Origin of the sequence: Musicola paradisiaca NCPPB 2511 (assembly GCF_000400505.1) — a bacterium.
Classification (GTDB): Bacteria; Pseudomonadota; Gammaproteobacteria; order Enterobacterales; family Enterobacteriaceae; genus Musicola; species Musicola paradisiaca.
The window spans coordinates 1,964,431-1,977,547 of record NZ_CM001857.1 but is presented as its reverse complement, the minus strand read 5'-3'; the positions used below and the strand labels follow the sequence as shown (position 1 = coordinate 1,977,547).

General features: G+C 56.0%; 3 protein-coding genes. All 3 read right to left on the bottom strand.

The window, feature by feature from the left end; genetic code table 11:
* Positions 1 to 2: 2 nt before the first annotated feature.
* Genes DPA2511_RS08635 through DPA2511_RS08625 form a run of 3 tightly spaced genes read right to left on the bottom strand, consistent with a single transcriptional unit; the run spans position 3 to position 13,095 of the window.
* Positions 3 to 4,469, bottom strand: a complete 4,467-nt coding sequence (locus DPA2511_RS08635; protein WP_023638259.1) for a non-ribosomal peptide synthetase — start codon at positions 4,467 to 4,469, stop codon at positions 3 to 5.
* Positions 4,445 to 9,871, bottom strand: a complete 5,427-nt coding sequence (locus tag DPA2511_RS08630) for a non-ribosomal peptide synthetase (RefSeq protein ID WP_023638258.1) — start codon at positions 9,869 to 9,871, stop codon at positions 4,445 to 4,447. The genes DPA2511_RS08635 and DPA2511_RS08630 overlap by 25 nt, the downstream gene beginning before the upstream one ends.
* A complete protein-coding gene (locus DPA2511_RS08625) occupies positions 9,868 to 13,095 on the bottom strand; it encodes a non-ribosomal peptide synthetase (protein WP_012765290.1) in 3,228 nt (1,075 codons plus the stop codon). The genes DPA2511_RS08630 and DPA2511_RS08625 overlap by 4 nt, the downstream gene beginning before the upstream one ends.
* Positions 13,096 to 13,117: the final 22 nt, after the last annotated feature.

The following is a 13,117-nucleotide window of genomic DNA, read 5'->3' as shown; positions in this document are numbered from 1 at the left end:
CATTAAAACTCCATCTCAATGCCTGAGTCATCGTCGCCGTTGTCGGTGGCGGTCTCGCTGTTGCAAGCCAGTTCCCGCTGCAGTTCGGCTTTACGCGCCCAGTAGTCCGGCGTCGGATGCATGAACAGCTCTCTCACTCCCGCGTTCATACCCAGCGTTTTATTCATGTCGCTCACCAGGCGCATCGCCATCAGCGAGTGACCACCGACATTGAAGAAATTGTCGTCCATGCTAATGGATTCGATAGTGAGATGATCCTGCCACAGGGCGGCGATCTGGTGTTCCAGCGGCGTTGTGGGCGGCGCGGCCAGTGCAACGGCAGGCATATGCAAACGGTAATCCGGCAACGATTTGCGATCGATCTTGCCGTTCGACAAATGCGGCAACGCCGTCAGCAGGACAATATGCGCGGGCACCATATATTGCGGCAGGTTCGCCGTCAGCAATGCGGTTAGCGCGTTGACGATAGCGGTGTATTCGGCGGCGAGTTCGGCTTCGCTGCGATGTTTCAAACTGACATAAGCCACCAGTTGCCGGTCATGCCGGTTGTTTTCCACCACGGCGATCACGACCTCGTTGAGGTAGGGGTAGTGCCGCAAGCTGGCTTCGATTTCCCCCAGTTCGATGCGGAATCCGCGGATCTTCACCTGATGGTCAACGCGCCCCAGAAATTCAATCGTTCCGTCTTTCTGATAGCGGGCCAGATCGCCCGTGCGATACAGGCGGGAATAGCCATCGTCGAACAGGTTGTCGATAAACGCCTCCGCCGTTTTCTGCGGATTGTTGATATAGCCGGGGCCGACGCCGATACCGGAAACATACAGTTCCCCTACGGTGCCCACCGGCACCCTTTTTCTGCGGCTATCAAGGATATACATCCGCATGTTAACCACCGGCCTGCCAATCGGCATATTAACGACGTCCGCCGCCGGCGGCGTCACGATCGGATAATGGGTAATATCATCGGAACACTCCGTCGGGCCGTAAGCATTGAGGATCGGCACCTGCGGGAACAGCGCCAGCCACTGCCTGGCCAGTTGCGGCGGCAAAGCCTCACCGGTCGGCACCAGCCAGCGCAACCGGGCCAATTGACCACGGATTTCCGGCGCGTCCTCCAACTGATTGATCACCTCTTTCAGTAGCGAAGGCACCAGTTCCAGAATCGTAATCCCCTGTGCGGCCACGGTGGCAATCAAGCGGCGCGCATCCAGTGAAATCTCATCCGGACAGATGCAAACACACCCGCCGAACGCCAATGGGGACAGAAATTGCCAGATAGAAATATCGAAGCACTGGGAAGCATTCTGGGCCACGATATCCGCCGACGTCAGCGATAAATCACGCATCTTGGCATAGACATGGTTGATAAGCCCAATGTGCTCCACCATCGCCCCCTTGGGCGTGCCTGTGGAACCCGAGGTAAAAATGATATAGGCCACATCATTAAGATCGTAACGCACGGCGGGCGGCAACGCCGTCGATGCATGCGACTGCAGATCGGCGATCGTGAGCATCTCGGGGAAGGACGGCGATCCGGCGGCTATCGCGCTCAGCGAGGCAACATGGTTCGATTCCGCGATCACCATGCGGCTGTCGCACTGTGCCAGAATGGTTCGGATCCGCTCACCAGGGTGATTCACATCCAGCGGCAAGTAGACGGCGCCGGCGTTGAAGATCCCCAGCATAACGGTCAGGAAATCGATGCTGCGTTCGGCATAGAGGGCGACGACGTCACCGGGTTTCACCCCTTGCTGTTGCAACGCGCCGGCAATCCGGTTGGCGTCATCAGACAACTGCCGATAGCTGCGCTGACGAGGGCCTTCAATGACGGCGATGCGATCCGGCGTCGCTGAGGCCTGCTGCTCGAGTAACTGATGAATACTCATCGTGGACGGCAACGTATAGTGGGTATCGTTCCAGCGGTGCATGATGTTGTCATGCTGTTCTGCGGTCAGCAGTGACAAATCCAGCCAGTCGGCATCGCTGTCGGTCGCTAGCGCGCCCAGCACCTGCTGGTAGTAATGACGGATAATGTCTACCTCGTCGTGGCCGATGCGGCTCGGATTGTAATGCAGGCTAAGCGCCACCTGCCCGTGCTGCGTATCCCGGCTGAATTCGGCACGCAGCGGATACTCCGTTTCCAGTACCGAATCCAGCTGCGCCAGCGCCTGGCTGTGCCGGGCCATCGTGTCCTGACTGACGTGGAAATGCACATAGTTGAAGACAACCTCGAACAGATTGCCAATCCCGTTGTCCAGACGCATTTGCGCCATGGGGTAATGGCGGTAGGGCATCAGCGCAATTTCTTCCTCAAACACCTGACGCACCAGATCTTTCCAGGTACCCGGCAGCAGTTCCAGCCGGAACGGCAGCGTGTTCAAAAACAGCCCCAGCGTGCGCTCGGCGTCGGCCATTTCCGGCCGTCCATTCTGCTCTAACCCGGATACCACATGGTATTGGCCGCTGATAAACGCCAGTACACGCATATGGGCCGCCAGCAAGACAACTTTCACCGGGACACCCATCTGCGCCGCCAGATTCAGCAACCCGTGGGACACTTCGGGGGCAAACTCGACCTCCGCATAACGAATGGTATGGTCTGTGCCTGCCCCGGTAAACGGCAGTGAGGTAAAGGTAAAATCAGCCAGTTTGTCGCGCCAGTAATCACGATCTTGCTGTCGCGGCAACGCGGCCATTTCCAGCGCGACATATTGTCGATACGGCAGTACCGGCAATCGATATTTCTCGGCCAGGGGCTGCCCCTGTCGACGTGCAAAATAGCGATCGAATATCTCGGAAGACAACGCATTGATGCTCCAGCCGTCCAGCATGGAGTCATGAAAACTGAGCGTGAACTGATAGCGCGTCGTCGAGATCTGATGGATAAAGTAACGGATTAACGGTGCCGTCCAGTCGAATTCATGCCGTTTTTCCTGCGCCAGAAAATCGTCCAACGCTTGCTGTTGTTGCGATGGCGACAGCGCGGTCACATCCACCCACGTCAGCCCGTTGCACTGACCAGCACGCACTATTTGCAACGGCTCGCTGAACGTTGACCAATCAAAGCAGGTTCGTAGTATCGAATGCCGCTGCTGTACCTCGCTCAGCGCCTGCGAAAACGCAGCATAATCAAGAGTATCGTCGACGGTATAGACCACGATATCGTGATAGACCGCGCTGCCCGCTGCTAACTGGCTTTCCAGCACCAGTCCTTTTTGCAGCGTCGTCAGCGGATAAGCCTCCTGGATATCGTCAGGCAGCCGACGCCGATCCTCATCGCTCAACAATGCCGTCGGGCCGACCAACACCGCGTCATCGTGCATCTGTTGCCGGGACGCCAGATATTCCGCCAGCCGATCCACCTGAGGGTATTTGTAAACATCCTGAATACTCATGTGCATGCCTCTGGCCCGACATTCGGCCACCAGCGCGATGCTGCGAATGGAATCCCCCCCCAGTGCAAAGAAATTATCCCGCATGCTAATGCGCGGTGCTTCCAGTACCCGGGCAAAAACCTGCGCCAGCGCCTGCTCCATCGGGGTTGACGCGCCGACAAACTCGGCAGCCGCCATGTCGTCGATCACTATCGCCGCCAGTGCCTTGCGATCAACCTTACCGTTTACCGAGAGCGGAATGCTCGCCAGCACCACAAAATGGGCGGGGATCATGTAGTCGTTGAGCCGCGTGCAGAGGAATGCGCGCAGCGCATCGACATCGCGGACGCCGGCGACATACGCCACCAGCTGTTTGTCGTGATGTTGCGTCCTGACCAGCACGATGCCGTGCGCACCGGGCTGAAACCCGGCGATCTGCTGTTCTATTTCCTGCAGCTCAATGCGGAATCCCTTGATCTTGACCTGATCGTCGATACGGCCGAGGTATTCGATTTCCCCCTGCGGGTGATACACCGCCAAATCGCCGCTTTGATAAACACGTTCCCCGTTAAACAGCGGATCGTCAATCTGACAGAATTTCTCGCGGGTAAGGTCATCGCGGTGACGGTACCCGCGCGCCAATCCCACCCCGCCGATATACAACTCGCCTGGACACCCTTGCGGCATCGGCTTTTTCTCGTCATTAAGGATATAGATCCGCAAGTTATCGATCGGATAACCAATCGGTACCGTCCTGGCCTGGGTGCGATCGCGCGTATCCCAGTAAGTGACATCGATCGCCGCCTCCGTCGGGCCATACAGATTATGCAACCGCGCCGTGGGCAAGGTGTGATGAAACGCCTCGACCACGTCCACTGATAGCGCCTCGCCACTGCATATGACATGCCGCAGCGCGGTACAACCGCGGCATTCGTCGATGCTCAAAAACGCCCGCAACATGGAAGGGACGAAATGCATGATGGTCACGCCCCGGGAGACGATCAGATCCGCCAAATAGTACGGGTCTTTGTGTCCGTGCGGTTTGGCGATAACCAGCGACGCGCCATGCGTCAACGGCCAGAGGAATTCCCACACCGAAACATCAAAACCGAATGGGGTTTTTGCAGGATCACGTCATCGCCGCCAAGCGGATAGGCCTTGTTCATCCAGCCGATGCGGTTGACCAGCGCGGCATGCTCCACCATGACGCCCTTGGGCGTGCCGGTAGACCCCGACGTATGGATAACATAGGCCAGATGCTGCGGCGTCAGACGCAGACTGGCCTTATCAATATTGTCGGCACAGTAGCGCTGCAACATCAGAACCGTGTCGGCATCATCGATAATCAAATGTTCGTGACGCGCCAGATTGAGTGTCGGCGCGACATCAGCAGAGGTAATCACCTGGGATATCCCGGCCGCGGCGATCATCGTCTGCAAACGCTGGGCCGGCGCTTCCGGATCAAGGGGTACATAGGCGGCGCCGGCTTTAAGAATGCCGTAGATAGCGATGACCATGTCCAGCGAACGCTCAAGACACAACCCGACCAGGCTGTCCGCCCCGACCCCTTGCTCCACCAGCCAGCAGGCTAACTGGTTGGCGCGCTGGTTCAGTTGTCGATACGTCAGCGTTTCATCGGCGAATGTCAGCGCCACTTTCTCCGGATGGCTGGCCGCACGCGCCTCAAACAGCTCATGGATACACAGACCGGGATGAAACCGTTCGATCGGGCGTTGCACCTGCTGCCGCAAACGTAAACATGCGTCGTCCCCCAAAATCGCGTAGTAATCAGCAGCCTGCCCCGGTTGAAGCACCATCTGCCGCAGCAGGATGACGTAGTACCGCGCAATGCGCTGTGAAAATGCCGGGTCAAACACCGAGCTGTCCAGCTCCAGCAACAACTCATAACGCTGCGTGGTGACATTCCTGGAAAACTGCGAGGCAAATGCATAGTTTGTTTCTGTAAACGATTGTTCCTTAACTAATTTTATTGAATCGGTCAATGCATTGTAGGTATGGAAATGGGTAAAATTAAACAGCGATGAAGAGAAATCAAGCGACGTATCCTTCTGAATATTCGCCAGCGGGTAATCACTATATTCCGCCATTGCCGCCAGTTGCTGGCGGACGTCGTTAATCAGCTGCCGCCAGGGCGTGCCGGCGTTCAGCGTCATGCGCAACGGCACCGAATTGAGGAACAAGCCCAGCGCACTGTCGCCCCCAGCGACGGCCGGTCGCTGATGCGTCACCATCGACGTCACGACCTCTTTCTTGCCGTTCAGGAATGCCAGCATAAACAGATGTGCGGTCAGAAACAGCGTGGATTCAGGTACTTGCAACTGACGCGCCAGTTTAATGAGCGCGGCGTTGACCTCCTCGTCTATCGCCACGGGTTGCAGCAGAATGCGCCCCCGTTCGCTACGATGCCACCAGGGCAACGTTGCGCCATCCAACGTCCGCTGCCAGTAATCTTTGGCCGCCACGGAACGCGCCGCACTCATTTCACTGGCGACATACCGGCTGTAGGGCAACCCTTGGGCCACCGCGCAAGGTTGTTGCAGCAAGGCGCTGCGATACTGTTTAAACAACGCGCTGTTAAACGATGCGACGCTCCAGCCATCCATAATCGCGTGGTGGCACGTCAGGGTGTAGTTGATCTCGTCATCGTTCAACACATGCACCGTGACTTTCCACAAGCGGCCGTCGTCATCAAACGCCCGGCCTTTTTCCCCTTCCATCCATGCGTCAATCGCCTGTTGCGCCTGCGCCGCCGCCATGCCGCGTAAATCGAAGCATTCCAGTTCCGGCTCAGCGTCTGTTTCCACCACTTGCAGCATGGCGTCGCCGTGCAGCACGAATCGGGTGCGCAAGATGTCATGCTGTTCGACCAGTACGCGCAACGCCGCCAGGAAGGTGGGCTGATGCCATGTGATAGACAGTTGCAGGCCCATAATATCGTGGTAAGTCGCTTTATCACCGTCGCGCTGATTGTGGAAAACCATCCCTTTCTGCAATTGGGTCAACGGGTAGGCATCCTGCAAGGTGCCGGTCATCGGCAGCCCGTCCAGCACCGCGCGTTCCCGCGCACTGAGCAGCGCAAACGGCGCCGGGCGAACATCCTCCACCGTCTGGCGCTGTTGCTGCTCCAGGTGTGCCGACAGCCGGGCGATCGTCTGGTGCGCAAACACATCCTTGGCGGAAAGCGCAATACCCGCGTCTTTGGCCGCCGCCACCATGCCAATAACGCGAATCGAGTCGCCGCCGAGGGCAAAGAAATTATCATCAACCCCGACACGGGATACATTCAGAGTACGCTGCCAGATTTCACACATTTGCTGTTGCAGCCAGGTATCCGGCGCCACAAAACTACTCTCGAAGAGCGCGCTGAAGTCCGGTTTCGCCAGCAAATGACGCGCCACCTTACCGTTAATCGTCAGAGGAATGTCTGGCGTCGCGATGAACAGCGACGGGATCATATACTCAGCCAGCGTAGCGCTGAGATGCTGTCTCAGCGCCTGTTGTAACTGGCTGTGGCTCACCCCACTCTCCTCCACCACATAGGCCACCAGTTGCGGCCCGTGTTCTTCCGGCTCATACACCATGACCACGGCTTCGCGCACCTGCGGATGCTGCAACAGGGCACATTCGATTTCGCCGGTTTCAATCCGGAAACCGCGAATTTTTACCTGCTGATCGCAACGGCCATGATAGCGGAACTCTCCCGAAGGCAAGCGGCAGGCCAGATCGCCGGTACGATAGAGCCGCTCCTGCGGGTTGAACGGATTGGGAATAAAGCGCTCGGCGGTGATTTCCGGCCGGTTCAGATACCCTCTGGCCAGGCCGCCGCCGGCGACGAACAGCTCGGCGACGACGCCGTCCGGCACCGGTTGTAATGAAGCGTCGAGCAGATAGAGCGACAGGTCGTCCAACGGTTTGCCGATCAGGCTGCCGCGACCCGATGCTATCTCTTCGCAGGTCAACGGCTTGTAGGTGACATGTACCGTGGTTTCCGTTATGCCGTACATGTTGATTAGCTGCGGTTGCCGGTCGCCATGACGCTGTAGCCAGGGCCGCAAACTCATCAGATTTAGCGCTTCGCCGCCAAAGATAACGTAGCGCAACGCCAGAGGGCGCGGTTGTCTCCCATCGGCGGCGATGAACGGATTAAACGCGGTCGGCGTTTGATTGAGCACCGTCACTCCCCGACGCGCCACCAGATCGTAAAACGCATCCGGATCCCGGCTCACTTCCCGGGGAACCAGCACCAGTTTTCCACCGAATAACAACGCGCCCCAGATTTCCCATACGGAAAAATCAAAGGCGAAAGAGTGGAACAGCGTCCAGACATCCTGAGAGCGGAAACCGAACTGCCGCTCCGTGGCATCAAACAGCCGCGCGACATTACCGTGCGTAATTTCCACACCTTTCGGTTTACCGGTCGATCCCGAGGTGTAAATGACATAGGCCGGATCGTCCGGCGTGATGGTCGCCGGCGTAAACGCCGCTGCCGACGTCGGCTCATGCTCGCATGTAATGCGCAGACAATGCCCGCATTCGGCGGGCGCCAGCGCCTGGGTCTGTTCCGTGACCAGCACCGCATCGGCGGCGGCATCCTGTGCAATATAGCGGATACGCGCTGCGGGGCTGGCAGGGTCGATTGGAATATAAGCGCACCCCGCCTTCAGTACCGCCAGAATGGCGATGATCATCTCAAACGACGGATCCGCCACGATAGCAATCCGGGACTGCGGCCGAATACCGGCGTCGACAATCCGCTGCGCCAAATGTTCCGCCGCCGTCTTTAGCGATGCATAACCCAGGGCGTGTTCGCCCAGTTCCAGCGCTATTTTTTGCGGATAGCGTTCAGCCTGACGATCGAACAGGCGATCCAACGTCAGTTCGGGCGTGTAGCACTGACGCGCAGCATCGGCGGCAGCAATGTTCGCCGCCGCCGCACTGGCGTCAAGCAGCGCGATGGCGCCAATCGTCTGTTCGGGGTGGCGGCAGAGGCTTTCCAGTACCCGGATGAAACTGCGGGACATGTTTGCAATCGACGTCGCATCGAACAGATCGGTCGAATACTCCCAGTTGAGCGACAGACCATCGTGGTGATGGCTGAGGGTCAGGACGATATCGAACTTGGCCGTATTGGTATGAAGCTCCTCAATTCGGCACTGCAAATCATGCAGATGAAGCAGTTCATGCCGTTCATCCTGATAGACAAAAACTATCTGAAACAATGGGTTGTGGCTCAGACTGCGTTCAACCTTCATCGTTTCGACCAGTTGTTCGAGCGGGTACAAGGCGTGAGCAAGACTCTGCTGGATCATCGCGCTGTTATTGGCCAGAAACTGCTCGAAAGTATCGTCCGAATGGATTTCCGAGCGGATGACCAGGGTATTCACAAACAAACCGATGAGCGCATCCAGCTCGCTGTTCGTTCGATTATTGACCGGCGTCCCCACGACGATATCTTCCGCCCCGCCGTAACGGTGCAGGAACACGGCAAATATCGATTGCAGCACGGCAAAAACCGTCGTCTGGCTTTTCTCCGCCAGCGCGCTCACTTGCCGGCCCCGCTCCGCCGGCAAACGTTCGCGATAACATTTACCCGCGGCTGACAACGTCGCCGGCCGAACATAGTCCAGCGGCAGATCGTGCAGTACGGGCAGACCGTGCAGACGCTCATGCCAGAAATGCTTCAGCCTGTCGTGGTGCATGTTCAACTGGGCGAGCTGGAAATCCGCGTAGTCGGCATACTGCAACGGCAACGCCGCTAACGGCGCTTCATCGGCATTGACGGCATGGTTGTAGGCGGTACTGAGTTGCTGACAAAAAATCGCCATCGACACATTGTCGAAGGCGATATGGTGCAACGTGATCAGCAACCGATGTTCCCGTTCTCCGACGCTGACCAGCTTGACCCGCAACGGACTATCACCGGCCAGATCAAACGCCTGTTCCGCGCTTTCCTGCGCCAGCGCCGCCAAGCGCGCTTCCCGCTGCGGTGCGGGTAACGACGTCAGATCGTCAATCGCCAGCGCGATTTCCGCATGGGCATGAAGAACGCCATAGTACCCCTGCTCGTCGAATCGGTAATGGGTGCGCAACACCTCATGGCGTTCCACCAGCGTATTGATGGCACGCTCCAGCGCGGCGCGATCCAATGGCCCTGACAGCGTGATCAACGCCGCCATGTTGTAGCTCTGCTTGTGCGCGGAAATCGTGTCCAGCACCAGCATCCGCTGCTGCTCAAAAGTCACCGGCCTTTTTTCCTGTATCGTGCGATGTTTCATCACCGGCGCACCGGCTGCCATCGCCTGTGCCGACCGTTGGTAATTCACCAGCAGGGCGATAATTTCATCCCGGTGCATAATGATTTCAGCCTTCAGAGCGCTGCTTAATTCACCCTGACTTTTAAACGCCAACCGCCCCTCATTCACATAGAGAAATACCCCGGACTCTCTCGCTTTATTGATAATGTTGATAGCACTCATAGAAATCCCTCGGTATTAAATTGAGACTGAATATGGTTTTCGTGATGGGTAACGCGATCGCGGATAAGGTCGATATTCATCGCCATTTCATGAAGGGTGGGATAATTAAAAATCAGCTCCACAGGAATAGACACGCTAAAGACATCTTTGATGCTGGCATTAAGGCGGATAGCCAGCAGTGAATCTCCCCCCAGGCTGAAGAAGCTGGTATGAATATCCACGTCATCCAGCGATAGTATTTCACGCCACAATTTTTCCAGCCTGATTTCGACGGGCGTTACCGGTTTAAAAATAACATCGTCATAATCCACCGGCGTATTGATAATACTGTTGACATCCATCTTTCCATTAGGAAGTTGGGGAAATTGCGGCTTAATAATGATTTGCGATGGGATCATATAATCCGGCAGGCGGGCGCGGAGTTTGCTCTTAATCGTTTTCGTCACCATCGCGGGCGGCGACGGCTCCGTGCGGGGAACGACATAAGCAACCAGACGGCCGTGCTCCTGCTCATGGTGCTGATAATTAACCAGCGCATGTTTGACTTCATCAATATTCAGCAGTGCAGACTCTATTTCAAGTAGCTCGACACGATGCCCTCTGATTTTTAACTGACCGTCTTTTCTGCCTATATATTCGATATTTCCATCTTCACGGAAACGAACCAAATCGCCCGTGGCATAGCAGCGTTCATTAATGCCCGGAATAAACTGCCTGACGATAAATTTACTGGCGGTGAGTTCATCGTCATGAATATAACGACGCGCCAGACTCTCTCCGGCAATCAATAATTCGCCGATACTGCCGATCGGATTCAGTTGCCCATGCCGCCCGACAATATACGTTCGATTACCGGGAACGGCTCGCCCAATAGGAACCGTGACCCCGGATGGCAACGCATCCCGTTGCACTTCATAGAGCGTACTGGTAATTACCGCTTCGGTCGGGCCGTAAGCATTAATGACTCTGTCCGCAAGATTAACGGCCAGGCATCGACGCAATACCGTGCTGTAAAAACATTCGTTGCCGACAATCAATAACCTGAGCAGGGCTTGGGGTCTGGCTGCCGCATACAGATTCAGGAACTCACTCACATACGACGCCGTTAAATCGGCGACGGTGATACGGCGCTGTTCAATAAAGGAAACCAGACTATCGACGTCATTCATCCGCAGGTCGACAAAATGTACCGACGCGCCGCAGCTCAGGGGGACAAACAGCTGTTCCAGCGCCGCGTCAAAACTGATCGACGCCGTTTGCAGACAACGATCGGCGGCACCAATGCGATAACAGCGGTTGATATTCAAAATATGTTGGGCCAACGCGCCGTGAACCACTTCAACACCTTTCGATTTTCCCGTCGAACCGGAGGTGTAGATGATGTACGCGGCGGAATCCGGCGTTAATGCCACGGCATGCGGATCAATATCCGGGCATTGCGCCTCGTCGTCATCGCATGGCGGGCGACAAAGCGCAATCTCGCGACAGCCATGAGGAAGCGCGCTTAGCCGCTCATACCCGTTCGCATGGGTATCCACCAGCACAAAACGGCTGCCTGACTGAGTGATGGCGTACTGAATACGTTGCGCGGGATACCGCAGGTCGACCGGTACGCAAACGGCGCCTGATTTCAGTATCGCCAGCATGCCGACCGTGGCGTCACACCCGGCAGACGCGCACAAAACCACCGGATCGCCGGTACAAACCCCCTGTTGCCGCAGGTATCCGGCTAACCGGTTCGCCCGCCGGTTAAGCTGAACATAGCGCAGACTGTGACCTGAGGGTTCGATTAGCGCCACGTTATCGGGCGTCATCGCCGCCTGACGTTCTACCAGCAGATGCAGGAACGAAGTGGGAACCTGCGGCGAAAGCCCTGCGGGTTGATTGGCGGCAAACTGCCGTATTAATCGCCGTTCGGGTGCGGGCAACATCGCAATCTGGCAGACATTCTCCGTTATAGCACGGGCGCAGACGTCGAAGAGGGACATCATTCTGTCTGCCAGCCGTTGCGACTCGATGGCATTGAAATACCGGAAGTTGTAATCGAAATGAAATTCTATTTCCTGCTCACTGCCAGATTCCCACAGCGTGATATTCAATGGCGTATCGTCATGGTAGTGGCTCAAATAAAACAGTTCGGATGGCTGTTCGCCAAAGACGACGCCGCCGCCAACCTTGAGATAATTGAAACTGACATCAAAAACATGACGCGCGTGATGAAGCCCGGCCGCCAGTTGTGAAATATGCCCCAATGGAAAGCGGTTATGGCTAATCCCCTGCTTCTGCCGTGCTTTGACCTGCATGGCGACATCCAAAACGCGCATATCCGCCGCGATGTCCAGATACAGCGGGGTGATATTGGTAAATACGCCGATGACATTCTTCTGCTCGCCGCCACGGCGATTGTGTACCGGAATACCGATAGCGACCTGATCGGTGTTTTCACTGCGAAAAAAAGCGATGGCAATCGCGGCGGCTATCAGGTGATAAAGCGTAAGGCCGTGCTCTTGGGCCACGGAAACCCATTGGTTATAGACCTGGCGAGCCATATAACGAATTTCACGACCGCTGGTTTTATTGTGGCTTTCATTTTCCGTCGCCGAATGAACCGGCTTCAAACGCATTGCCGTCGTGCGCTGCAGCCATTCAGACCAATATTGTCGATCCGCCAGATATTTTTCGCTGTGCACATAATCAGTATCACGGGTGGCGATATCGTGCCAACGCAACCCGACCGGTGGATTCTCGTGGTTATAAATATCGGCGAGCCGTTTCGTCCAGTTAATAAATCCGAAACCATCGTTGATAATATGGTGAGCTATACCGACATACCAACTCTCGGATGCATCTATTCTGATCAGCCAGGCGTTAAATAATTCGCTGTTCTCCAAATGAAACGGCGTGGAAAACGCATTATTCACCCACGCCAACGCTTTTTCTCTACCGGCAGGATCTGTAGAGAAATCGACGATCGGCAACCCTGTATTTCTGTTACCGGAGATCGACTGCATGGGCTGCCGGCTATCGCCAACGATGCGGATGCCGAATGCGTCATAGCGTTCAATCAATATTTGATGCGCCATGGCCAAACGGCTGCCGTCAATATTGCGTAGCTTTATATATCCACCGATATTAAATTTGGGGCTAGTAATCGTCTTGATTTGATCCAGATAAATATCCATCTGAGACAATGTCAGTTCAAATAAATCATTACTACATTCCATCCCGACATCCCGTAATAAGTAA

Bases quoted from the DNA above. Each gene is read 5' to 3' on its own strand.
- DPA2511_RS08630 (WP_023638258.1), bottom strand. From the start codon at position 9,871: ATGAGTGCTATCAACATTATCAATAAAGCGAGAGAGTCCGGGGTATTT.
- DPA2511_RS08625 (WP_012765290.1), bottom strand. From the start codon at position 13,095: ATGGAATGTAGTAATGATTTATTTGAACTGACATTGTCTCAGATGGAT.